This is a genomic window from Rhodococcus sp. AH-ZY2, assembly GCF_030916465.1.
Lineage (GTDB): Bacteria > Actinomycetota > Actinomycetes > Mycobacteriales > Mycobacteriaceae > Rhodococcus > Rhodococcus ruber.
Window position 1 is genome coordinate 1,416,389 of the sequence record NZ_CP126458.1, and the last position, 23,109, is coordinate 1,439,497.

Annotated in this window: 21 protein-coding genes and 1 tRNA gene; 18 read left to right on the top strand and 4 right to left on the bottom strand. The window is 70.1% G+C overall.

Annotated features, from left to right (window positions below; translation table 11 throughout):
• Positions 1-123 precede the first annotated feature (123 nt).
• The gene (locus QNA09_RS07600; RefSeq protein ID WP_308072385.1) at positions 124-1,293 is read left to right on the top strand and encodes an MFS transporter; all 1,170 of its coding nucleotides are present in this window, start codon (positions 124-126) and stop codon (positions 1,291-1,293) included.
• Positions 1,294-1,442: 149 nt separating this feature from the next.
• Here QNA09_RS07600 and QNA09_RS07605 read toward each other — a convergent pair.
• Positions 1,443-1,518, bottom strand: a tRNA-Arg gene (locus QNA09_RS07605).
• A gap of 241 nt (positions 1,519-1,759) precedes the next feature.
• Here QNA09_RS07605 and QNA09_RS07610 point away from each other — a divergent pair.
• Complete coding sequence (locus QNA09_RS07610; protein WP_308072386.1) at positions 1,760-4,150, top strand: phosphoketolase family protein; 2,391 nt, start codon at positions 1,760-1,762, stop codon at positions 4,148-4,150.
• Between the two features lie 53 nt (positions 4,151-4,203).
• Here the strand turns inward: QNA09_RS07610 and QNA09_RS07615 are convergent, their stop codons facing one another.
• Both QNA09_RS07615 and QNA09_RS07620 read right to left on the bottom strand, forming a co-directional pair.
• A complete protein-coding gene (locus QNA09_RS07615) occupies positions 4,204-4,908 on the bottom strand; it encodes a DUF305 domain-containing protein (RefSeq protein ID WP_010595867.1) in 705 nt (234 codons plus the stop codon).
• Between the two features lies 1 nt (position 4,909).
• The gene (locus QNA09_RS07620) at positions 4,910-5,743 is read right to left on the bottom strand and encodes a DUF3105 domain-containing protein (RefSeq protein ID WP_308072388.1); all 834 of its coding nucleotides are present in this window, start codon (positions 5,741-5,743) and stop codon (positions 4,910-4,912) included.
• A gap of 180 nt (positions 5,744-5,923) precedes the next feature.
• On the opposite strand from QNA09_RS07620, the gene argS reads away from it, so the two are divergent.
• From argS to prfA, 8 genes are all read left to right on the top strand, one after another.
• Positions 5,924-7,576 (top strand): arginine--tRNA ligase, encoded by a 1,653-nt coding sequence (argS, locus tag QNA09_RS07625; RefSeq protein ID WP_010595869.1) that lies wholly within the window; start codon positions 5,924-5,926, stop codon positions 7,574-7,576.
• Positions 7,573-8,994 carry a diaminopimelate decarboxylase gene (gene lysA, locus QNA09_RS07630; protein WP_308072389.1) on the top strand — a complete coding sequence of 474 codons (1,422 nt, stop codon included), beginning with the start codon at positions 7,573-7,575 and terminating at the stop codon, positions 8,992-8,994. Before argS ends, lysA begins: the two co-directional genes overlap by 4 nt.
• Positions 8,995-9,005: 11 nt before the next feature.
• Positions 9,006-10,316 (top strand): homoserine dehydrogenase, encoded by a 1,311-nt coding sequence (locus QNA09_RS07635; RefSeq protein ID WP_026138058.1) that lies wholly within the window; start codon positions 9,006-9,008, stop codon positions 10,314-10,316.
• Positions 10,313-11,407, top strand: a complete 1,095-nt coding sequence (gene thrC, locus QNA09_RS07640; RefSeq protein WP_010595872.1) for a threonine synthase — start codon at positions 10,313-10,315, stop codon at positions 11,405-11,407. Before QNA09_RS07635 ends, thrC begins: the two co-directional genes overlap by 4 nt.
• A gap of 35 nt (positions 11,408-11,442) precedes the next feature.
• Positions 11,443-12,372: a homoserine kinase gene (thrB, locus tag QNA09_RS07645; RefSeq protein ID WP_010595873.1), complete on the top strand. Its 930-nt coding sequence runs from the start codon at positions 11,443-11,445 to the stop codon at positions 12,370-12,372.
• Between the two features lie 355 nt (positions 12,373-12,727).
• Complete coding sequence (rho, locus tag QNA09_RS07650) at positions 12,728-14,692, top strand: transcription termination factor Rho (protein ID WP_308072390.1); 1,965 nt, start codon at positions 12,728-12,730, stop codon at positions 14,690-14,692.
• 140 nt (positions 14,693-14,832) lie between these two features.
• Positions 14,833-15,066 carry a 50S ribosomal protein L31 gene (gene rpmE / locus QNA09_RS07655; protein WP_010595875.1) on the top strand — a complete coding sequence of 78 codons (234 nt, stop codon included), beginning with the start codon at positions 14,833-14,835 and terminating at the stop codon, positions 15,064-15,066.
• A 110-nt stretch (positions 15,067-15,176) separates the two neighbouring features.
• Positions 15,177-16,256, top strand: coding sequence for a peptide chain release factor 1 (prfA, locus tag QNA09_RS07660; protein ID WP_010595876.1), 1,080 nt, complete (start codon positions 15,177-15,179; stop codon positions 16,254-16,256).
• A 23-nt stretch (positions 16,257-16,279) separates the two neighbouring features.
• Here the strand turns inward: prfA and QNA09_RS07665 are convergent, their stop codons facing one another.
• Positions 16,280-16,750, bottom strand: coding sequence for a hypothetical protein (locus tag QNA09_RS07665; protein ID WP_010595877.1), 471 nt, complete (start codon positions 16,748-16,750; stop codon positions 16,280-16,282).
• A gap of 125 nt (positions 16,751-16,875) precedes the next feature.
• Here QNA09_RS07665 and prmC point away from each other — a divergent pair, with 125 nt between their 5' ends.
• The 8 genes from prmC (at position 16,876) to QNA09_RS07705 (ending at position 23,063) form a co-directional block, all read left to right on the top strand.
• Positions 16,876-17,796, top strand: coding sequence for a peptide chain release factor N(5)-glutamine methyltransferase (prmC, locus tag QNA09_RS07670; RefSeq protein ID WP_026138059.1), 921 nt, complete (start codon positions 16,876-16,878; stop codon positions 17,794-17,796).
• Positions 17,797-17,832: 36 nt separating this feature from the next.
• Positions 17,833-18,495, top strand: coding sequence for an L-threonylcarbamoyladenylate synthase (locus QNA09_RS07675; protein WP_010595879.1), 663 nt, complete (start codon positions 17,833-17,835; stop codon positions 18,493-18,495).
• Between the two features lie 18 nt (positions 18,496-18,513).
• Positions 18,514-19,719 (top strand): MraY family glycosyltransferase, encoded by a 1,206-nt coding sequence (locus QNA09_RS07680; protein ID WP_040275913.1) that lies wholly within the window; start codon positions 18,514-18,516, stop codon positions 19,717-19,719.
• A gap of 62 nt (positions 19,720-19,781) precedes the next feature.
• A complete protein-coding gene (locus QNA09_RS07685; protein WP_010595881.1) occupies positions 19,782-20,198 on the top strand; it encodes a hypothetical protein in 417 nt (138 codons plus the stop codon).
• Positions 20,199-20,457: 259 nt separating this feature from the next.
• A complete protein-coding gene (gene atpB / locus QNA09_RS07690; protein WP_172603547.1) occupies positions 20,458-21,306 on the top strand; it encodes a F0F1 ATP synthase subunit A in 849 nt (282 codons plus the stop codon).
• Positions 21,307-21,395: 89 nt separating this feature from the next.
• Positions 21,396-21,647: an ATP synthase F0 subunit C gene (locus QNA09_RS07695; RefSeq protein WP_003935756.1), complete on the top strand. Its 252-nt coding sequence runs from the start codon at positions 21,396-21,398 to the stop codon at positions 21,645-21,647.
• Positions 21,648-21,657: 10 nt separating this feature from the next.
• Positions 21,658-22,218 (top strand): F0F1 ATP synthase subunit B, encoded by a 561-nt coding sequence (locus tag QNA09_RS07700; protein ID WP_006944352.1) that lies wholly within the window; start codon positions 21,658-21,660, stop codon positions 22,216-22,218.
• Positions 22,219-22,223: 5 nt separating this feature from the next.
• Complete coding sequence (locus QNA09_RS07705) at positions 22,224-23,063, top strand: F0F1 ATP synthase subunit delta (protein WP_010595882.1); 840 nt, start codon at positions 22,224-22,226, stop codon at positions 23,061-23,063.
• Positions 23,064-23,109: the final 46 nt, after the last annotated feature.

Below are 23,109 nucleotides of genomic sequence, written 5' to 3' on the forward strand. Positions count from 1 at the left end.
CAGGTGACTGAGGTTGACCCGGCCGTGGGAGAGTCGGTGCATGCACGCAGTGATCGTCGACGCTCCCGGGAGTCAGCCGAAGGTCCGTGACGTAGCCCGGGCCCACGGCATGCGGGGGAATTCATGACGCTCTCCCCAGGCGGGCGGATCGGCCTGGCCGGAGCGGCGGTGGTCGGGGTCGCCTTCGGCATGGCCCGCTACGCCTACGGCCTGACGCTGCCCGACATCCGGGAAGACCTGCGGCTCTCCGAGCTGGCCCTCGGCCTCATCGCCAGCGCAACGTTCGCGGGCTACCTGGCCGGCCTGGTGCTCGCCGGACGGCTCGCGGCCCGTCACGGATCGCGCGCTCCGACGACCGTGGGCGGGGTGTGCGGCGCCGCGGGGGCGGTGATCGTGACCCTCGCGCAGTCCCCGGGGCTGCTCGCCGCCGGTGTCGTCCTGGCCGGCAGCGCCGGCGGCTGGGTCTGGGCGCCCTACTCCGACATCGTGACCCGATCGGTGCCCGCGCGGCAGCAACCCCGAGCGTTGGCGATCATCACCACCGGCACCAGCGGCGGACTGGTACTGCTCGGTGGGCTGGCCGTCCTGGCCGCGGTGGGCTCGTGGCGCCTGGTGTGGGCCGGCATCGCCCTCGCCGCCGTGGCCGCGGCCCTGGCGAACCTGCGCCTGGTGCCGCGGACCGGGCCGGCCCCGCGCCCGGAGGCACGACCCGGTGCCTCCTCGCTGGTGGCAGCGCTGCGGGTCCCGGCAGCCTACTCCGTGGTCTACTTCGCGGTCGTGGTCGTCTACTTCACCTATGCCGCCGACGTCCTGGACCGCGGCACCCTCCCGGCGGCCGCCGTCCCGGCTCTCTACGCGGCCGTCGGCCTCACCGGCATGGTGGGGGTGGCGACCGGGGCCCTCGCGCAGCGAGTGGGCAGCGTCCGGGTCGCCGCGCTGTGCCTCGCGACGGTCGGTGCGGCGCTGGCGCTGCTCGGGCTGGCCGACGGCTCCGTGGCCGCGACCGCGGCCTCGGCGTGCATCTTCGGCATGGGGTACATGACGGGATCCGCGGTGCTCGCGGTCTGGACCGCCGAGTTGGTACCCGAGCGCGCGGGCGCGGCGTTCACGGCCTGCCTCGTCGTGGGAGCGCTCAGCTCGGTCGCAGCACCGGCCCTCGCCGGTGCCGTGATACCCGCCCTGGGGCTGGGGCCGGTGCTCGTGGTCACCGCCGCGGTGTCACTGTTCAGCGCGGCGGCGCTGGTGCTGTGCGGGTCCTCGCGAGGGGCAGCCGTCGGTGACACCGGACCGTGAACACGAGAGCTCCGCTCGTGGCCGGCGCGCACACCCTGCGTTGTGAGGAGCCTGTGTTTCGTGACGCATGGTCTCACGCCGCTCTGCGGCAGTCCGGACCGCAGGAAACGGAACGGCCCCGCGTCGCACTGCGACGCGGGGCCGTTCCGTGGTGCCCTCGGCAGGATTCGAACCTGCGACTTCTTGCTCCGGAGGCAAGCGCTCTATCCCCTGAGCTACGAGGGCGTTCCGGACTCCACCGGTTGCGCGGTGGGGCGGGAGTTAGCGTAGCGCATTGTCGGCGATACGCCACATCGCCTGGTCGGAGCGGGTTTCTCCGGGGCCTCGCCGGGCATCCGGCAGGCGCGGATGCGCCGTCCGGAGACGAACTCTTCGGCGAGTGTTTCCCGGAACGGCCGGCGCGGGCCATCCGCGCGGGGCAGGCTCGACACGAGACCGGACACACACCTGCAGGAGAGGACCGTACGTGGACGCAGGACCCGACACGGCAACCCGCACCGGACCGCTGAGCCGCGAGGAGCTCGCCGCGCTCGACACCTGGTGGCGAGCCGCGAACTACCTGTCGGTGGGGCAGATCTACCTCATGGGCAACCCGCTGCTGCGCGAGCCGTTGCGTCCCGAGCACATCAAGCCCCGGCTGCTCGGACACTGGGGCACCACCCCGGGGCTGAACTTCGTCTACGCCCACCTCAACCGCGCGATCGCCGCCCGCGAGCTGGACGTGATGTACGTGATGGGTCCCGGGCACGGCGGTCCCGGGCCCGTCGCCGCGGCCTGGCTCGAGGGCACCTACAGCGAGATCTACCCCGACGTGTCCCAGGATGCGGACGGCATGGCCCGGCTGTTCACCCAGTTCTCGTTCCCCGGCGGCATCCCTAGCCACGTCGCCCCCGAGACACCCGGGTCCATCCACGAGGGCGGCGAGCTCGGGTACGCCCTGTCGCACGCCTACGGCGCCGCCTTCGACAACCCGGACCTCATCGTCGCTGCCGTGGTGGGCGACGGCGAGGCCGAGACCGGGCCCCTCGCCACCAGCTGGCACTCCACCAAGTTCGTCGACCCGCGCCGGGACGGCGCCGTGCTGCCGATCCTGCACCTGAACGGGTACAAGATCGCCAACCCGACCGTCCTCGCCCGCATCGACCACGACGAGCTCGAGCACCTGCTCCGCGGCTACGGCCACGATCCGGTATTCGTCGAGGGCTCCGATCCCGAGCGCATGCACCAGGCGTTCGCGGCGGCCCTGGACCACTGCGTCGATGCGATCCTCGAGATCCGGCGCCGCGCCCGCCGCGACGGGGTCACCGAGCGACCGCGCTGGCCGATGATCGTGCTGCGTTCCCCGAAGGGCTGGACCGGACCGAAGGAGGTCGACGGTCTCCCGGTCGAAGGGTACTGGCGCTCGCACCAGGTGCCCTTCGCCAATGCCCGCGACGACGAAAGCCACCGCAAGATTCTCGAGGAGTGGCTGCGCAGTTACCGGCCCGAGGAACTGTTCGACGACCACGGTGCCCCCGTGCCCGCGATCCGCGACCTGCACCCGGCGGGGGAGCGGCGGATGAGCGCCAACCCCCATGCCAACGGCGGGCCGCTCGTACGAGACCTGGCGTTGCCGGACTTCCGCGACTACGCCGTGCCGGTCGAGGCGCCCGGTACCGGCAGCGTCGAATCGACCCGCGTGCTCGGTACCTTCCTGCGCGACGTCATGCGCGAGAACACGAGCACCTTCCGCGTGTTCTCACCGGACGAGAACAACTCCAACCGGCTCGGTCCGGTCCTCGAGGCCACCGCACGCACCTGGAACGCCCGCATCCTGCCCGACGACGACCGTCTCGCCCCCGACGGGCGGGTCATGGAGATCCTGTCCGAGCACACCTGCCAGGGCTGGCTCGAGGGCTATCTGCTCACCGGCCGGCACGGCTTCTTCTCCTGCTACGAGGCCTTCGTCCACATCGTCGACTCGATGTTCAACCAGCACGCCAAGTGGCTGCGCACCACCAACGGCATCGACTGGCGCCGGCCGATACCGTCGCTGAACTACCTGCTCACCTCGCACGTGTGGCGGCAGGACCACAACGGCTTCTCGCACCAGGACCCGGGCTTCATCGACCACGTCGTCAACAAGAAGGCCGACGTCATCCGCGTGTACCTGCCGCCGGACGCGAACACCCTGCTGTCGGTGGCCGACCACTGCCTGCGCACCCGGCAGTACGTCAACGTGATCGTCGCCGGCAAGCAACCGCAACTGCAGTACCTCGACATGGATGCGGCAATCGTGCACTGCACCAAGGGAATCGGGATCTGGGACTGGGCCGGCACCGACCAGGGGGTCGAACCCGACGTGGTGCTCGGCTGCGCCGGCGACGTGCCCACCATGGAAACCCTCGCCGCCGTGGAGATCCTGCTCGAATGGTTCCCCGACCTGAAGATCCGCGTCGTGAACGTCGTGGATCTGATGCGGCTGCAGGACCACACGGAGCATCCGCACGGACTGTCGGACCGCGAATTCGACTCGCTGTTCACCACGGACAAGCCGGTGATCTTCGCCTACCACGGCTACCCGTGGCTGATCCACCGCCTGACGTACCGGCGTACCAACCACGACAACATCCATGTGCGCGGGTACAAGGAGGAGGGCACCACCACCACGCCGTTCGACATGTGCGTGCTCAACCAGATCGACCGGTTCGACCTCGCCATGGACGTCGTCGACCGGGTGCCCCGTCTGCATCCGATCTCCGCGTACGCGCGCGAGTACCTGAAGAACCGGCTCGTCGAGCACCACCAGTTCATCCGCACGCACGGGGAGGACATGCCCGACATCCGCGACTGGGAGTGGGGCCGGTCCGGCCGGTAGACGCGGAGGGGGACGGCCCGGACGGGCCGTCCCCCTCGTGCGGGTCCGATCGGTCAGTTCACGGGCAGCGGCTGCGCACCGCGCTCCGCGAGCATCGCCGTCATGAGCTCCGACTCGCTGGTCTGGGTGTCGACCATCGTCTGCGCCAGGGTGCGCACCGCCGGCTGGCCCGCGTACTGCGCGCCGTACTCCATCATCGGCAGCCCGCCCTCGTGGTGGCGCAGCATCAACTGCAGGAAAAGCACGTCGAGTTCCGGACCCGTGGCGCCACGCAGGCTCGCCAGGTCCTCGGACGTCGCCATACCGGGCATCCGGGCGGTCCCCGCCCCGTCCGTGTGCGCGGCGCCGTCCGCGTGGCCCACGTCGCCGTGGCTGTGGCCGGAGTCCTCGGTCATCCACGTCATGTAGTCCCCGGCCGGCAGCAGCGGCTGCCCCCACAGCGACAGCCAGCCCTGCATCTGGCCGACCTGGTTCTGCTGGGTGGTGAGAATGTCGTACGCCAGGTTGCGGACCCGCTGGTCGTCCGACGTCGTCAGCGCCACGGCGGACATCTCGACGGCCTGGTTGTGGTGGACGGTCATGTCCTGTGCGAACCCGACGTCGACGGAGCCGGCGCCCGGCGTCGCCGGCTGCGAGTCCTCGAGCGGGATGCGGGCCAGGAATCCGAGCAGGAACCCGATCGCGACGGCGGCGACCAGGCCCAGGATCAAGCCGGTCGTGCGCCGGCCCGTGCCGGCGGTGGCGGTGTCGCTCGTCACGTCAGCTCCCCGCCGGGGCCTGCATGTCGGCGGGCAGCTGCTCGGTGCCGTCCACCGTGCCGCCGTCCATCGGCACCGCGTCCGGGCCCGGCGTCGAAGGATCGAACGGCGGGGGGCTGCTCGGGTCGAACGAGCCGGGCAGGGTGGAGCAGCTCGCGCCGACCTCCGGGTAGGTGTAGCGGTTGAGCCGCAGCGACGCGATGAAGTGATCGATCCGCTCGTCGTCGGCGGCGTCCACCTTCAGCTGATGCCCCCACGACTGCAGGGCGATGGGGGAGTCGAGCCCAGGGTACGGCGACATCATCAGGTAGGACTTGCCGTTCACCTTCGCCGCGAGCGCATCGACGCCGGCCTGATCGACCAGGTCGGGGTTGTAGGTGATCCACACCGCGCCGTGCTCGAGGGAGTGCACGGCGTTCTCGGTGCGGATCGCCTCCGGGTACACGGTGCCGGTGCACGTGGCCCAGATCGCGTCGTGCGGCCCACCGAACGGCGGGGTCTGGTCGTACGCCACGCGCTGCGTGGACCCGATGTGCTGGCCCGCGGGGTAGTCGACCGTCACGACCCCCTCGATCGCGGTCGACGGATCCTGATTCGACTCGGACGGCGTCCACGCCGCCAGCGCCTGGGAGTCCTGGTACTTCGGGATGATGCTGGCGGCGATCACCGCGACCAGCGCGATCACCGCGACCACCCCACCGATCAGCAGCCACGGGATCTGCCGCTGCTTGGGCAGGCCGCGACCGCCGCTCTTCTTCTGGGCGGCCTTGATCGCCTTCGCAGACTTGGCACCGGACTTCTTGCCGGGACCGCCACTTACCGAACCGCTGGGCATCGTTGGGTGCTCTTTCGACGGATGGACAACGAGGGGCGCACGACGCTCGGTCCGCGCGTGCTCTGTCAACTCTACGGGCGGACGGTGGGCGGACGTCCCCGCGGCGGCCGGGCGGTGACCGCGACAACAGGCCGGACCGGCGTCACGGCGGGGGAGGCGGAGCCAATAGGATAGAGACCCGTGACTCCTGCCGACCTTGCCGAACTGCTCCACGGAACCGCTGCGAGGGTGCTCGCCGAGCGTGACCTCGACGTGTCCGTCCTGCCCGCGACCCTGACGGTCGAGCGGCCCCGCAACCCGGAGCACGGCGACTACGCGACCAACGTCGCGATGCAGGTCGCGAAGAAGGCCGGCGTGAATCCGCGGGAACTCGCGGGCTGGCTGGCCGAGGCCCTCACCGCCGCCGACGGCATCGAGTCGGCCGAGGTGGCCGGACCGGGCTTCCTGAACATCCGTCTCGCCGCCGACGCCCAGGGCGCGATCGTCGCCCAGGTGCTCACCCACGCGGCCGCGTACGGCAACGCGGACACGCTGGCCGGAACCCGCATCAACCTCGAGTTCGTCTCCGCGAACCCGACGGGCCCGATCCACCTCGGCGGCACCCGCTGGGCCGCGGTCGGGGACGCGCTCGGCCGGATCCTCACCACCCAGGGCGGCGACGTCACCCGCGAGTACTACTTCAACGACCACGGCGCCCAGATCGACCGGTTCACCCGCTCGCTCATCGCCGCGGCGCAGGGGCAGCCCGCGCCGGAGGACGGGTACGCCGGTGCGTACATCGTCGACATCGCGCAGGCCGTGCTGCAGCAGCGCCCGGACGCGCTCGCGCTGCCCGAGACCGAACGGCACGAGGTGTTCCGCTCGATCGGCGTGGACCTGATGTTCGCCCACATCAAGCGCACCCTGCACGAGTTCGGTGTCGACTTCGACGTGTACTTCCACGAGAACTCCCTGTTCGAGTCGGGTGCCGTGGAGAAGGCCGTCGAGACGCTCAAGACCTCCGGGAGCCTCTACCACCAGGACGGCGCCTGGTGGCTCAAGAGCACCGACTTCGGCGACGACAAGGACCGCGTCGTCATCAAGAGCGACGGCAACGCCGCCTACATCGCCGGGGACATCGCCTACTTCCAGGACAAGCGGGCGCGCGGCTTCGACCTGTGCATCTACATGCTCGGCGCGGACCACCACGGCTACATCGGCCGCCTCAAGGCCGCCGCCGCCGCATTCGGCGACGACCCGGACACCGTCGAGGTGATGATCGGGCAGATGGTCAACCTCGTGCGCGGCGGCGTCGCCGTGAAGATGAGCAAACGCGCCGGCACGGTCATCACCCTCGACGACCTGGTCGAGGCGATCGGCGTCGACGCGGCCCGCTACGCGCTGGTGCGCTCGTCGGTGGATCAGAGCATCGACATCGACCTCGAGCTGTGGGCCAGCACCACCAACGAGAACCCGGTCTACTACGTCCAATACGCGCACGCCCGGCTCTCGTCCATCGGGCGCGGCGCCGCGGAGCTCGGTCTCGGCGCCGAGGGCGCCGACCTGTCGCTGCTCGACCACGAGCGCGAGGGTGAGCTGATCCGCACGATCGGCGAGTACCCGCGCATCCTCGCCAAGGCCGCCGAACTGCGGGAACCGCACCGCGTCGCGCGGTACCTCGAAGAACTCGCCGGCGCCTACCACCGCTTCTACGACTCGTGCCGCATCCTGCCGCAGGGCGACGAGGAGCCGGGACCGCTGCACACGGCGCGGCTCGCGCTGTGCGCGGCGACCCGCCAGGTGCTCGCCAACGGACTCGGACTGCTCGGCGTCAGCGCCCCGGAGCGGATGTGAACGCGCACCCCGCCGGTCCCCGGCACGCCGAGATCCCGCACGCACCGGGCCTGACCGAGCGGCCTGCGAACGCCGCCGAACTGAACCTGCTGCACCCGAACGTGTGGCCCCGCAACGCCCGGCGCGGCGACGACGGTGTCATGACGATCGCCGGTGTGCCCGTGACCGAGCTCGCCGAGCGGTACGGCACCCCGCTCTTCGTCGTCGACGAGGACGACTTCCGCTCCCGGTGCCGGGAGATCGCGGCCGCGTTCGGGCCGGGCGCGAAGGTCCACTACGCGTCGAAGGCGTTCCTGTGCACCGAGATCGCGCGCTGGGTCGACCAGGAGGGCCTGTCGCTCGACGTCTCGACCGGCGGTGAGCTCGCCGTCGCGCTGCGCTCCGGCTTCCCGGCCGGAAAGATCGCCATGCACGGCAACAACAAGTCCGTGGCCGAGCTGCGGACCGCGGTCGCCGCGGGCGTCGGGCACATCGTGCTGGACTCCATGTCGGAGATCGACCTGCTCGACGCGTTCGCCGGCGAACTCGACGTGGTGCAGGACGTGCTGATCCGCGTCACCGTCGGCGTCGAGGCGCACACCCACGAGTTCATCTCCACCGCGCACGAGGACCAGAAGTTCGGCCTGTCCCTGGCCGGCGGAGTGGCCATGGCCGCCGTCCGCAAGGTGTTCGCGAGCGATCACCTGCGCCTGGTCGGCCTGCACAGCCACATCGGCTCGCAGATCTTCGACGTCGACGGATTCGAACTCGCGGCGCACCGGGTCATCGGCCTGCTGCGCGACGTCGTCGACGAATTCGGCGTCGACAAGACCGCGCAGATGAACATCGTGGACCTCGGCGGCGGCCTCGGCATCTCCTACGTGCCCAGCGACGACCCGCCGCCCGTGGAGGAACTCGCCGCCAAGCTGCGGCACATCGTGCAGACCGAGTCCACCCTCGCCGGCCTGCCCGAGCCGACCCTCGCCGTCGAGCCCGGACGCGCCATCGCCGGCCCCGGCACCGTGACCCTCTACGAGGTGGGCACCATCAAGGACGTCGCGGTGGGCGCGCACCAGGTGCGCCGCTACATCAGCGTCGACGGCGGCATGAGCGACAACATCCGCACCTCGCTGTACCAGGCCGAGTACGAGGCCCGCCTGGTGTCGCGGGCCGGCGACGGGGAGCCGGTCGTGTCCCGCGTCGTCGGCAAGCACTGTGAGAGCGGCGACATCGTCATCCGCGATGCCTGGATGCCCGCCGACCTCGAAGCCGGCGACCTGTTGGCCGTCGCCGCGACCGGTGCATACTGCTACTCGATGTCCAGCAGGTACAACCTGCTGCCCCGTCCCGCCGTCGTGGCGGTCAAGGACGGCGCCGCTCGCGTCGTCCTGCGTCGGGAAACCGTGGAAGATCTGCTCAGCTTGGAGGTTACGGAGTGACGACCGAAGCGGTGACCAGCGAACCGGGGCAGCGCCCGATCGGTGTGGCTGTGCTCGGGCACGGCACCGTCGGAGCCGAGGTCGTGCGCATCATCCGCGACGATGCCACCGATCTCGAGGCGCGCATCGGTGCGCCGCTCGAGCTGCGGGGGGTGGCCGTGCGCACCGTCCGCGACGACCGCGGCATCCCGCAGGACCTGCTCACCACGGACGCCGAGGGTCTGATCACCCGCGACGACGTGGACATCGTGGTGGAGGTCATCGGCGGCATCGAGCTGCCGCGCAAGCTCGTGCGCGCGGCTCTCGACTCGGGCAAGTCCGTGGTCACCGCCAACAAGGCGCTGCTCGCGGAGTACACCGGCGAACTCGCCGAGGCCGCCGAGGCCAAGCGCGTGGACCTGTACTTCGAGGCGGCCGTCGCCGGCGCCATCCCGGTCATCCGGCCCCTGACCCAGTCCCTCGCCGGTGACAGGGTGAACCGGGTGCTCGGCATCGTCAACGGCACCACCAACTACATCCTCTCGGCCATGGACGAGACCGGTGCCGACTACGCCGAGACGCTCGCCGAGGCGGTCCGGCTCGGGTACGCCGAGGCAGACCCGACCGCGGACGTGGAGGGCTTCGACGCCGCGTCCAAGGCCGCGATCCTGGCCTCGATCGCGTTCCACACCCGCGTCACCGCCGGCGACGTCTACCGCGAGGGCATCTCGAAGATCACCGCCGCCGACCTGACCACCGCGCGGGCACTGAACTGCACCGTCAAGCTGCTGGCCATCTGTGAGCGGATCACCACCGACGGCCGGGACCGGGTCTCGGCGCGCGTCTACCCGGCGCTGGTGCCGCGTGAGCATCCCCTCGCCGCCGTCAACGGTGCCTTCAACGCGGTCGTCGTCGAGGCCGAGGCGTCGGGCCGCCTGATGTTCTACGGCCAGGGCGCCGGCGGCTCGCCCACCGCGTCCGCCGTGATGGGCGACCTGGTGATGGCTGCCCGCAACCGGGTGCACGGGGGCCGGGGACCGCGGGAATCACGGTACGCGGACCTCGAGATCGCCCCGATGAGCGACATCGTCACCCGCTACTACGTCAACCTGCAGGTCGCGGACCGGGCGGGTGTGCTCTCGGCGGTGGCCGCCGAGTTCGCCAAGCGGGACGTGAGTATCGCCGCCGTGCGCCAGGAGGGCGCCGGCGAGGGGGCCCGCCTCGTGGTGCTGACGCACTGCGCCACCGACAAGGCGCTGTCGGACACCGTCGCAGCGCTCGACCAACTCGAATCCGTGATCGCTGTGACCAGCGTCCTGAGACTGGAGGGATCCGCCGAATGAGCGCGCCCGAGAAGAACACCGCCACCCCCGTGCACACCCCGTGGCCGGGTCTGATCGAGGCGTACCGCGACCGGCTCCCGATCGGTGACAACTGGAAGACCGTCACCCTCCGCGAGGGCGGCACCCCGCTGCTGCCGGCCGCTCACCTGTCGGAACTGACCGGGTGCGAGGTCCACCTGAAGGTCGAGGGCCTGAACCCGACCGGTTCGTTCAAGGACCGCGGCATGACGATGGCCGTCACCGACGCCCTCGCCCGCGGTCAGCAGGCCGTGCTGTGTGCCTCCACCGGCAACACCTCCGCGTCCGCGGCCGCGTACGCCGTCAAGGCCGGCATGGGCTGCGCGGTGCTGGTCCCGGACGGCAAGATCGCGATGGGCAAGCTGGCCCAGGCGGTCATGTACGGCGCAAAGATCATCCAGGTCCAGGGCAACTTCGACGACTGCCTCGAGCTCGCCCGCAAGACCACCGCCGAGTTCCCCACGATCGGCCTGGTGAACTCCGTCAACCCCGTGCGCATCGAGGGGCAGAAGACCGCGGCGTTCGAGATCGCCGACGCGCTCGGCGACGCACCCGACGTGCACGTGCTGCCGGTCGGCAACGCCGGCAACATCACCGCCTACTGGCGTGGCTACACCGAGTACTTCGCGGACGGTCTCACGACCCGCAAGCCCCGCATGCTCGGTGTCCAGGCCGCGGGCGCGGCGCCGCTGGTGCACGGTGCCCCCGTCAAGGACCCGGAGACGATCGCCACCGCCATCCGGATCGGCGCCCCGGCGTCGTGGAACGGCGCCGTGACCGCCAAGGAGGAGTCGGGGGGTGCGTTCCGGGCGGCCACCGACGAGGAGATCCTCGAGGCGTACCGGCTCGTCGCCGCCACCGAGGGCGTGTTCGTCGAACCGGCGTCCGCCGCCTCGATCGCCGGACTGCTCGCCGCCCGCAAGGAGGGCTGGCTCGATTCCGGGCTGAAGGTGGTGTGCACCGTCACCGGCAACGGTCTGAAGGACCCCGACACGGCACTGCTCGGGATGCCGCAGGTGGAGCCGATCCCGGTCGATCCGGTCGCGGTGGCCGCAGCGCTCGAGCTGGCCTAGTGACCGCCTCGCCCTCCTCCGTTGGGAAAGACGACATGACGCAGACGTTGCCCGTCGGGATCTCCGTGACCGCCCGGGTCCCGGCCTCGAGTGCGAATCTGGGACCGGGTTTCGATTCGCTCGGGCTGGCCGTCGGGTTGTACGACGAGATCACCGTCACCACAACCGCATCGGGCCTCGAGGTGCGCGTCGAGGGCGAGGGCGCCGAAGAGGTGCCGTGGGGGCCGTCGCACCTGGTGGTGCGGGCGGTCGAACGTGGCCTCGAAGCCGCCGGCGTGTGGGCGGACGGCCTGGATGTGTTGTGCCGCAACGTAATTCCGCATTCGCGGGGGCTGGGCTCGTCGGCGTCGGCCGCCGTCGGGGGTCTGGCGGCCGCCAACGGGCTCGTGCGCAAGGTGGCGCCCGAGCGCGTGCTCGACGAGTCGCAGCTCGTCCAGCTCGCCTCCGAATTCGAGGGCCACCCGGACAATGCCTCCGCCAGCATTCTCGGGGGCGCGGTCGTGTCGTGGAGCGAGTCGGTCGTCGGCGACGAACAACGCACCTACCGCGCGGTGCCGCTCGCGGTCCACCCGGCGATACGGGTCGTCGTGCTGGTGCCGTCCTCGCGCTCGTCCACCGCCCACACCCGCGGCCTGCTCCCGGATCTCGTGCCGCACCGCGACGCGGCGTTCAACGTCAGTCGCGCGGCACTCGCCGTCGTCGCCCTCACCGAGCGGCCGGACCTGCTGATGCCGGCGACCGAGGACCTGCTGCACCAGGCGCAGCGCGCGCCGGCGCTGCCGCTGACCACCAAGTGGATCGCCACCCTGCGTGCCGCGGGCATTCCCGCCGCGGTCTCCGGTGCCGGTCCCACGGTGCTCGCCCTGACGACCGAGCCGCTCCCCGCGGACCTGCGGGCGGCCGCGGAGGCGGACGACATGACCGTGCTCGAACTCGACGTCGCGGACGGCGTGCAGGTCGTATGACCGAGCCCCAGGGCCTGTCGAGTCGGGAGCCGACCCCCGGCGACACGGCCGGGGGTTCTCCTTGCTCAACGTACAGTTCGTCGCTATTCTGTGCTTAGTCCGCACGTCGTGCGTTTCCGTCGCTGGCTTTCCAGGGCATTCACTCCAGATTCATCGGGGCGATCGATCCTGGATCGATCCTCTCCTGACATCGTTTCGGGGAGACGGACCGACCGCATCTGCCGGAGGATGGCGTGATGGCGGGCGTGCCGACCGTTCGATCCGTGAACACGTACGGCAATCCCAGATCGATGCCAGATCTGCGGAACGAACCCTCGACTCTGCGTGGCGCGAGTGAGGGAAGGAAAGGATCTCCGTGACAGATACGGACCTGATCGCTACGCCTGTTCTCGATACCACGGATTCGTCCGCGGGAGCGCAGGCCACCGATCCTGCACAGACTGCACCGCGTGCCGGCCGGCGTGGTGCCGGTCTCTCCGGCATGGTGCTGGCCGAGCTGCGGACCCTCGCGGCCGAACTCGGCATCAAGGGAACCTCCGGGATGCGTAAGGGCGATCTCATCGCCGCGATCAAGGAGCGGCAGAGCGGCGGAGCCGCCGAGCCGGCTCCTGCGCCGGAACAGCCCGCCCGGACCGCCCGGACTCGTCGCGCCCGTGGTGCCGCCCAGGACGGGGCCGGCGCCGACACCGCCGCCTCTGCGGACACTGCCGCCTCCGCCGCCGAGTCGGCGCAGGCGCAGCCCGCTGCGACGACGTCGCCCGAACGGCCTGCCGCGGCGGAACAGCCCGCCGAGGGCGAGGCCGAGGGTGGCCGCCGGGGTCGTCAGCGTCGCGGTCGCCGAGGTGGCGACCAGGCCGCCGAGACGGCCACCACCGAGGCCCCCAAGGACGCCGCCGAGGCACGAGCCGACGAGAAGCCGCGCGCCGAGGAGAAGGCCGAACCGTCCGACGGCGGTCGCCGCGAGCGCGGTCAGCGCGACGGCCAGCGTGACCAGGGCGAACGCCGCCGCGAGGACCGTGGTCAGGGTCCCCGTCAGGACGGCCGCGACGGCCGGGGTGGCGACGACGACGAGGACGGCCGCGGACGCCGCGGCCGGCGCTTCCGGGAGCGTCGTCGCGGACGCGACCGCGGCGAGGCCGGCGGGGACACCCGCGAGCCCGAGATCCGCGAGGACGACGTCCTGCAGCCGGTCGCCGGAATCCTCGACGTCCTGGACAACTACGCGTTCGTCCGGACCTCCGGGTACCTGGCCGGTCCCAACGACGTGTACGTCTCGATGAACATGGTGCGCAAGAACGGCCTGCGCCGCGGCGACGCCATCACCGGCGCGGTCCGCGTGCCGCGTGAGGGGGAGCAGGGCAACCAGCGGCAGAAGTTCAACCCGCTGGTCCGGCTCGACACGGTCAACGGCGGCGACGTCGAGGCCGCCAAGCGCCGCCCGGAGTTCAACAAGCTCACCCCGCTGTACCCGAACCAGCGGCTGCGGCTCGAGACCACCCCGAACATCCTCACCACCCGCGTGATCGACCTGATCATGCCGATCGGCAAGGGCCAGCGTGCCCTGATCGTCTCGCCGCCGAAGGCCGGCAAGACGACGGTGATGCAGGACATCGCGAACGCGATCACGACCAACAATCCCGAGTGCTACCTGATGGTCGTGCTGGTGGACGAGCGGCCCGAAGAGGTCACCGACATGCAGCGTTCGGTCAAGGGCGAGGTCATCGCCTCGACCTTCGACCGGCCGCCGTCGGACCACACGTCCGTCGCCGAGCTGGCCATCGAGCGTGCCAAGCGGCTCGTCGAGCAGGGCCGCGACGTCGTCGTCCTGCTCGACTCGATCACCCGCCTCGGCCGCGCGTACAACAACTCGTCGCCGGCGTCGGGCCGCATCCTCTCCGGTGGTGTCGACTCGACCGCCCTGTACCCGCCGAAGCGGTTCCTGGGCGCGGCTCGCAACATCGAGAACGGCGGCTCGCTCACCATCATCGCCACGGCCATGGTGGAGACGGGTTCGACGGGCGACACGGTGATCTTCGAGGAGTTCAAGGGCACCGGCAACGCCGAGCTCAAGCTCGATCGCAAGATCGCCGAGCGACGCGTGTTCCCGGCGGTGGACGTCAACCCCTCCGGCACGCGCAAGGACGAGCTGCTGATGAGCCCCGACGAGTTCGCGGTGGTGCACAAGCTGCGCCGCGTGCTCTCCGGCCTGGACTCGCACCAGGCCATCGATCTGCTCATCGACCGGCTCAAGAAGAGCAAGAGCAACATCGAGTTCCTCCTGCAGGTGTCGAAGACGGCGCCGGGAGCACTCGACGACTGATCGCCGCGGCCGCGGCGGCGCATGCCCGGGACGGAATTTCTCGTCCCGGGCCTGCGTTTGGCATAATCGAACAGCTCAGTCCGGTCCCGGTTCACGTCTTCGATCCGCGGAGGCGACCCGGCGGCCACGAAAGGGACACCATGAAGGCAGGAATCCACCCCAACTACGGGACGACCACCGTCGTCTGCGGTTGCGGGAACACGTTCGAGACGCGCAGCACCGCGGAGTCGGGACGGATCACCGTCGAGGTCTGCTCGCAGTGCCACCCGTTCTACACGGGCAAGCAGAAGATCCTCGACACCGGCGGACGCGTCGCCCGCTTCGAGGCTCGCTACGGCAAGCGCGCCTCCAAGAAGGCCGCTGCCGACCAGTAGCTGTCTCGCCGACGCCCGGTTCTGTCTCAGTCACAGGCCGGGCGTCGGCTTTTTTTCTCCGGATCCGTGCGCGGCACGGGCCGCCACGACGGACGAGTGGAGCGAATCACATGGCGGGGCAGACCAAGCCGTCGGCCATCGACGACATCCTGGCCGAACACGCCGGACTCGAGCAGCAGCTGTCCGACCCGGCGCTGCACAACGACCCGGCGGCGGCGCGCAGGGTCGGCAAGCGGTTCGCCGAGCTCGCTCCCGTCATGGCCACCTACACCAAGCTGCGGGCCGCGCGCGACGATCTCGAGGCCGCGCGGGAACTGGCCGCGGACGACGCCGCGTTCGCCGCCGAGGTGCCGGCTCTCGAAGAACGCGTCGGCGAGCTCGACAAGGCCCTCACCGACCTGCTCGCCCCCCGCGACCCGCACGACGGGGACGACGTCGTGCTCGAGGTCAAGTCGGGGGAGGGCGGGGAGGAATCCGCGCTGTTCGCCGCCGACCTCGCCCGCATGTACATCCGGTACGCGGAACGCGCCGGCTGGCGCGTGGAGGTCCTCGGCGCGACCATCTCCGATCTCGGCGGCTACAAGGACGCGACGCTGTCGATCAAGTCGAAGAGCGATGTGCGTGACGGTGTCTGGTCCCGCCTGAAGTTCGAGGGCGGGGTGCATCGTGTCCAGCGCGTCCCCGTCACCGAGTCCCAGGGCCGCGTGCACACCTCCGCGGCCGGCGTGTTCATCTATCCCGAGCCGGACGAGGTGGAGCAAGTCCAGATCGACGAGTCGGATCTGCGCATCGACGTGTACCGCTCCTCCGGCAAGGGCGGTCAGGGCGTCAACACCACCGACTCGGCGGTGCGCATCACGCACCTGCCCACGGGCATCGTCGTCACCTGCCAGAACGAGCGGTCCCAGCTGCAGAACAAGGCGCGGGCGATGCAGGTCCTCGCCGCGCGGCTGCAGGCGGCGGCGGAGGAGGCCGCCGAGGCGGAGGCGTCTGCGGGACGGGCCAGCCAGGTGCGCACGGTGGACCGCTCCGAACGCATCCGCACCTACAACTTCCCCGAGAACCGGATCACCGATCACCGCATCGGCTTCAAGGCCCACAACCTCGACGCGGTGCTCGACGGCGACATGGACGCCCTGCTCGATGCACTGGGCACGGCCGACCGGGAGGCCCGGCTCACGGCGGAATGACGCGTGAGCCGGGTACCGGTCCGTTACGGAGCGGGCTCGCCGGGCTCGTCACCCGGGTCGTCGTCCCCGGGCACCTGCGAGATGTCGATGCCGGGAAGCAGGAAGCAGTTCTCACCCTTCGCGTTCCGGTGCGGTCCCCACACGGCGGACACGACCGTGCCGGGCCCCGTGTTCAGGAGCGCGACCGGAACCTCGCTGCTCTGCGGCGACGCGGTCAACGAGGCGCCCCCGGTCTGCCAGGTGGCCGTGTTGACCCAATTGAGCTGCCCGTTCTGCGCCTTCTGCTCGCCGACCGCGAAGAACAGCTGACCCTCCTCGAGGGCCTCGCTGTCCGTCTCGGTCACGCTGTGGACCGGCGCGACGTAGCTGCAGAGCAGCGGGGTGGGTTGGACGTCGATCGGCGACGCGGACGCGAGTCCGGGTGCCGCGAGGGCGCCGGCGGCACCGAATGCGACGACGGACGCTGCCCGAACCGTGAATTTCGACTTCGTCACAGGAAGATCCTCTCCGTAGTTCCGTAGTCCTGGTCCGAATCGGACGATTCCGATCATGCCGTACACCGACCCGATGAGTGACCTGTCCGTTTCCGTCGCGTGACCGGCATGGCAGTCTGTACGCCGTGACTCGTCAACCCCTGCGCCTGGCGATCCTCGAAGCGGTGTCGGTGCTCGAGGAAGCCGGTGTCCCCAGTCCGCGTGTGGACGCCGAACTGCTCGCCGCGCACCTGCTCGGCATCGAGCGCACCCGTCTCGGGCTCGTGCCGCTCGTCGACCCGGCCATGGTCGACGCGTACCGGGCGATGATCGCGCAGCGCGCCAAGCGGATCCCGTTGCAGTACATCACCGGCAGCACGGGAATGGGGGAGATCGACATCGAGGTGGGTCCCGGCGTCTTCGTCCCGCGACCCGAAACCGAACTACTGCTGGCCTGGGCCCTGGCGCACCTCGAGGGCCTGCAGGAAAATCCGCCGGTCGTGCTCGACCTGTGCACCGGCTCGGGCGCCCTCGCGCTGGCGATCGCGCACGCCCGGCCCGACGCGATCGTGCACGCGGTCGAACTCGAGCCCCATGCCCTCGCCTGGGCGCGGCGGAACGCGGAACGCTGCGCGGCGGCAGGAGACACGCCGATCCTCCTGCATCAGGGAGACGTGACGGACCGCAACCTGCTCACCGCCCTCGAGGGCCGGGTCGACGTCGTGGTGTCGAACCCGCCCTACATCCCCGAGGGCACCGACCTCCCGCCCGAGGTGATCGAGCACGATCCGCACTCGGCGCTGTTCGGCGGCCCGGACGGGCTGTCGGTGATCAAACCGATGGTCGCGAACATCGCCCGGTGGCTGCGCATCGGCGGTGCGGTCGGCATCGAGCACGACGACACCAACGGGCCCCTGGTCGCGGAGCTGTTCGCGCAGCGCCGCGTGTTCGGTGAGGTGACCGAGCACCCGGATCTGGCGGGGCGGCCGCGGTTCGTCGTCGCCCGCCGGGTCCCGACCGACGTGGAGGCGCGACGTGCCCGAGCGCAGGGGGAGTCCGGTGTGTGATGCCGGACTCGTTCGCCGCAGTGGAAGGATGAACCCGTGAGCACTGTCTACGACTGCAACAGCCCCGATTCCCGGGCCGCCGGCCTGACGGCCGCCAAGGGCGCGCTGAAGGCCGGCAGGCTCGTCGTCGTCCCCACCGACACGGTGTACGGGCTCGCGGCGGATGCCTTCGACAGCGATGCGGTGACCGGCCTGCTGCGTGCCAAGGGCCGGGGCCGGGACATGCCGGTGCCGGTGCTCGTCGGGTCGTGGAACACGATCGACGGCCTGGTGAACACCGTCCGCCCGCAGGCGCGGGAACTGATCCGCGCGTTCTGGCCCGGCGGTCTGAGTCTTGTTGTGCACCAAGCTCCCTCGCTCGCGTGGGACCTGGGGGATACGCGCGGCACCGTGATGCTGCGCATGCCACTGCACCCCGTGGTGCTCGAGCTGCTGCGCGAGGTGGGCCCCCTGGCGGTGTCGAGCGCGAACGTCTCCGGCCGGCCGCCGGCCACCACGGTGGACGAGGCGCGCGCCCAGCTCGGCGGATCGGCCAGCGTGTACCTCGACGGCGGCCCGGCCGAACACGCCGTCGCCTCCACCATCGTCGACCTGACCGCCGATCGTCCGCGCGTGCTGCGCGAGGGGGCCGTGGCGGTCGAGGACATCGCGGAGGTGCTGGGCGAGGATCCGGCGCAGCTGCGTACCGGCGGGGAGTGACGGCGGGGACCGGACGAAGTGACTGTCGCCGACACGGCATCCCTGGTGCTGGCCCAATCGGGCCGCGGCGCCGGCGTGCCCATCCGCGAGCTGTTGCTCGTGCTCCTCACCGCCGCGGTCGTCACCTTCCTCTCGACGGGGGCCGTGCGGATCGCCGCGATCCGGTTCGGCGCCGTCGCGGTGCCCCGGGACCGGGACGTGCATGTGCAGCCGACACCGCGGCTGGGCGGCGTCGGAATGTACTTCGGCTTGGTGGCGGGCCTGCTGTTCGCCCAGCAACTGCCCGCCCTGACCCGAGGGTTCGAGTACACCCCCGACATGGGAGCGGCGCTGGTCTCGGGCACCATCATCGTGATCGTCGGGATCATCGACGACCGTTGGGGACTCGACGCGCTGACCAAGTTCGTCGGGCAGGTCACGGCGGCGGGCGTGCTCGTCGTCATGGGCGTGAGCTGGATCGTCATCTACGAGCCCTTCGGTGGCAGCACCCTCATCCTCGACCAGCTGCAGGCGGGACTGTTCACCGTCCTGGTCGCGGTGGTGATGATCAACGCGATGAACTTCGTCGACGGTCTCGACGGTCTCGCGGCCGGTCTCGGGCTGATCGCGGCCGTCGCGATCTGTGTGTTCTCCGTCGGGCTGCTGCACGATCAGGGCGGGGATGTGGGGGCGTATCCGCCCGCCCTGATCGCCGCGGCCCTCGCGGGAGCCTGCCTCGGCTTCCTGCCGCACAACTTCCAGCCGGCCCGGATCTTCATGGGCGACTCCGGATCGATGCTGATCGGCCTGATGCTGGCGGCGATCTCGACGAGCGCGTCGGGACGCATCCCCTTGGCGGCCTACGGCACCCGCGACCTGCTCGGCCTGCTCTCCCCGCTGATCCTCGTGGGGGCGGTCATGTTCATCCCCATCCTCGACCTGCTGCTGGCGGTCGTCCGGCGCACCCGGGCCGGGGTCAGCCCGTTCAGCCCGGACAAGATGCACCTGCACCATCGACTGCTGCAGATCGGGCACTCGCACCGCCGGGTGGTGCTGTTGATCTACCTGTGGGTCGGGGTGCTTGCGTTCGGGGCCGTCGGTTCCTCGCTGCTCGACCGGCGGGCCGTCGTACTGCTCATGGCGGGTGGACTGGTATTCGCGCTGGTCGTCACGGCGGTGCCGTCGCTGCGTCACGACGACGCCGGCCGTCCCCGGCGACGCCGGCGCCGGGGACCGGTCCGTTAGGCTTGACTCCCGTGACCTCCCCGGATCAGCCCTTGCCCGCCCTGCCCGATTCCTCCGCGCCGATGCGCGCCGCCGTCCGGTACGGCGTGCTCGGGCTCATCGTGCTGACGGTCGTCGCCACCGTGATCGGTGGCCTCGTCGCCGGTCTGCCGGGCGTGTGGGGTGCGCTGATCGGCGCTGCCGTGGGCGGCGGCTTCATCCTCTTCACCGCGCTCGGCGTGCTGCTCACCGCCCGTCTTCCGGCGACGACGGCGGGTGCGGTGCTGCTGGGCACCTGGCTGCTCAAGCTGATCCTCGCGATCGTGGTGATGATGCTGCTCAGGCCGCTCGACTTCTACGACAAGGGCGTGCTCGTACTCACGATCGTCTTCGCGCTCCTCGTCGTCCTGGGCGCCGAGACCTACGGCGTGCTGTCGCAGCGCGCGCTCTACGTGGAGCCTGCCGGTAGCGCTGAGCAGGGGAACAACGACGAGCGGTAGTACCGTCGTTGTCAATGACCTCGCGGTACGGGCACCCGCCTACACAACGTCGTAGAAGTGTTGATAAGGTCGTCCCAAGCGAGTGCGACTGCCTGCGATTCCCGAGGAGTCGAGTGCGGTTGTGTCCTCGCAGGCGGTCGTGTTCGAATGGCCGCCGAGTCGACGAGAGTCGCCGACACCGACAGACGCTGGCCCCGATCGGGAGCCGACAGCAGCTGGCGAATACGCGAGCCGACCTGGTCGACTTGTTGGATCGTCAATGTCCGATCGAACCGCAGACGGCAATGCCTGCGGCCGACTACGGGAGAGAGCGCTGAGCGTCACCACCTTGGCTGCCGGAGAATTCCACGCGCCGTCACTAGCCGATTTCTTCCCCCCAGCAGTTCTGTTCGAAGGCACCCCCTTCGAAATGGACCGCCTGATGCTCATCCGCGTCGTCGTGGCCGTGCTCGTGGCGCTGTTCTTCGCGCTCGCGATGCGCAGCCCGAAGATCGTGCCCCGCGGTGTGCAGAACGTCGCCGAGATCATGATCGACTTCGTGCGGATCAACATCGCCGAGGACATCCTCGGCAAGCAGCAGGGCCGCCGATTCCTTCCGGTTCTCGTGACCATCTTCTTCCTCGTGGTCGGTCTCAACCTGACGTCGGTCATCCCGTTCCTGAACATCTCGTCGAACGCGCGTATCGGCATGCCGATCGTCCTGGCCGCGCTCGCCTACGTCGTCTTCAACTACGTGGGCATCAAGAAGTACGGGTTCTTCCGCTACGTCAAGAGCAGCATCGTCGTGCCGAACCTGCCGCCCGCGCTGCACGTGCTGGTCATCCCGATCGAGTTCATCTCGACGTTCCTGCTGCGCCCGTTCACGCTCACCATCCGTCTCATGGCGAACATGCTGGCCGGCCACATCATGCTGGTGCTGTTCTTCAGCGCAACCCAGTTCTTCTTCTTCAGCGCCGACGGCGCGATGAAGATCTTCGGTATCGGCTCGCTGATCGGTGGCATCGCGTTCACCTTCTTCGAGCTGCTGGTGATCGTCCTGCAGGCGTACATCTTCGCGCTGTTGACTGCGGTGTACATCGACCTCGCGCTGCACGCCGAAGAGCACTAGCACGCCGACCGGCACTACCCACACAACACACAGACTGACTCGGTTGCCGATCCCCGGGGCCGAGCCACAAGAAAGGGAATGGAACACCAATGAGCGTTGCGCTTCAGGCAGTTGACGTCCTCGCCCAGACGGAGAGCACCATCAGCGGTCTCGGTGCGGTCGGCTACGGCCTCGCGGCCATCGGCCCCGGCATCGGCATCGGCATCGTCGTCGGCAAGGCGATCGAGGGCATGGCCCGCCAGCCCGAGATGGCCGGCCAGCTGCGCACCACCATGTTCCTCGGTATCGCGTTCACCGAGGCCCTGGCGCTGATCGGTATCGTCGCCGGCTTCATCTTCTGATCTGACGACCATGGCTGACAGCATCCTGTTGCTCGCGGCGGAGGCAGAGGACCAGAATCCTCTGCTTCCCGCGACGTACGACATCGTCTGGTCGCTGGTCGCCCTGATCATCGTCGGGCTCGTCTTCTGGAAGTACGTGCTTCCGCTGTTCCAGAAGGTGCTCGACGAGCGTTCGGAGCTGATCGAAGGCGGCATCAAGAAGGCCGAGGAAGCTCAGGCCGAGGCAAAGGCCGCGCTCGAGCAGTACCGCGCGCAGCTCGCCGAGGCCCGCACCGAGGCGGCGCAGATCCGTGAGGAGGCCCGCGCCCAGGGCCAGCAGATCATCGCGGACATGAAGGCTCAGGCCCAGGAGGAGAGCGACCGCATCGTCGCCGCCGGTCACAACCAGCTGCAGGCCCAGCGCCAGCAGATCGTGACCGAGCTGCGCGGTGATCTCGGCCGCACCGCCGTGGATCTGGCCGAGAAGGTCATCGGGGAGTCCCTCTCCGACGACGTCAAGCGTGCCGGCTCGATCGACCGCTTCCTCAGCGAGCTCGACTCCCTCAGCGCTGACTCTGCATCCCGAAAGTGAGCACCATGTACGCAGCAAGCCGTGAGGCACTCGCTCAGACGCGTTCCGCGCTGCAGGGCGCGTTGGCGTCGAGCACCGCATCCGCTGCCGCGGGTGCCGCAACTGCAGCTGCGGCGCAGGCCGGCTCCGAGCTGTTCTCGGTGGTCGAGGTGCTCGACGATCAGCGCACCCTGCGGAGTGCGCTGGCCGACGCCTCGGCCCCGGCAGCCGGCCGGCAGGCGCTGGCCGAGCGGGTCTTCGGGAGCAAGGTCTCGCCCGTCACCCTCGCGACCCTGAAGGCGGCGGCAGGGCAGGACTGGTCGACCCAGTCCGACCTGACCAACTCCCTCGTTCAGCTGGGTCGCGAAGCCCTCCTGACGGCAGCGGCCGACCAGAACCAGCTCGACACCGTCGAGGACGAGCTGTTCCGGCTCGGTCGCATCGTGGCCGGCAACGCCGAGCTCGAGCAGGCCCTCTCCGATCGCACCAAGCCGCTGGCGGCCAAGCGCGAGTTCCTCTCGCGGTTGCTCTACGGCAAGTCCACCGCGATCACCGAGGCCCTGGCCGTGCAGGCCGTCGGACGGCTGAAGAGCAAGGCCCCGGCCGATGCGTTCGACGAACTGTCGAACCTCGCCGCCACCCAGCGGGACCGCGCCGTCGCCCATGTGCGCAGTGCGGCACCCCTCAGCGCGGCGCAGACCGAACGGCTCACCGGTATCCTGACCAGAACGTACGGCAAGCCGGTCACGGTGCACGTCGAGGTGGTTCCCGAGCTTCTCAGTGGATTGGTCGTCCGGGTGGGCGACGAGGTCATCGACGGCACCGCCGCGGGTCGACTCGCCGCAGTGCGCAAGAGCCTCACGTAGTCCACTACCGAACACACACACATTGCGATCTTTTCGAAGACCAGAT

Bases quoted from the DNA above. Each gene is read 5' to 3' on its own strand.
- QNA09_RS07600 (WP_308072385.1), top strand. From the start codon at position 124: ATGACGCTCTCCCCAGGCGGGCGGATCGGCCTGGCCGGAGCGGCGGTG.
- QNA09_RS07620 (WP_308072388.1), bottom strand. From the start codon at position 5,743: ATGCCCAGCGGTTCGGTAAGTGGCGGTCCCGGCAAGAAGTCCGGTGCC.
- thrC (WP_010595872.1), top strand. From the start codon at position 10,313: ATGAGCGCGCCCGAGAAGAACACCGCCACCCCCGTGCACACCCCGTGG.
- thrB (WP_010595873.1), top strand. From the start codon at position 11,443: ATGACGCAGACGTTGCCCGTCGGGATCTCCGTGACCGCCCGGGTCCCG.
- rpmE (WP_010595875.1), top strand. From the start codon at position 14,833: ATGAAGGCAGGAATCCACCCCAACTACGGGACGACCACCGTCGTCTGC.
- prfA (WP_010595876.1), top strand. From the start codon at position 15,177: ATGGCGGGGCAGACCAAGCCGTCGGCCATCGACGACATCCTGGCCGAA.
- QNA09_RS07685 (WP_010595881.1), top strand. From the start codon at position 19,782: ATGCGCGCCGCCGTCCGGTACGGCGTGCTCGGGCTCATCGTGCTGACG.
- atpB (WP_172603547.1), top strand. From the start codon at position 20,458: ATGTCCGATCGAACCGCAGACGGCAATGCCTGCGGCCGACTACGGGAG.
- QNA09_RS07695 (WP_003935756.1), top strand. From the start codon at position 21,396: ATGAGCGTTGCGCTTCAGGCAGTTGACGTCCTCGCCCAGACGGAGAGC.
- QNA09_RS07700 (WP_006944352.1), top strand. From the start codon at position 21,658: ATGGCTGACAGCATCCTGTTGCTCGCGGCGGAGGCAGAGGACCAGAAT.
- QNA09_RS07705 (WP_010595882.1), top strand. From the start codon at position 22,224: ATGTACGCAGCAAGCCGTGAGGCACTCGCTCAGACGCGTTCCGCGCTG.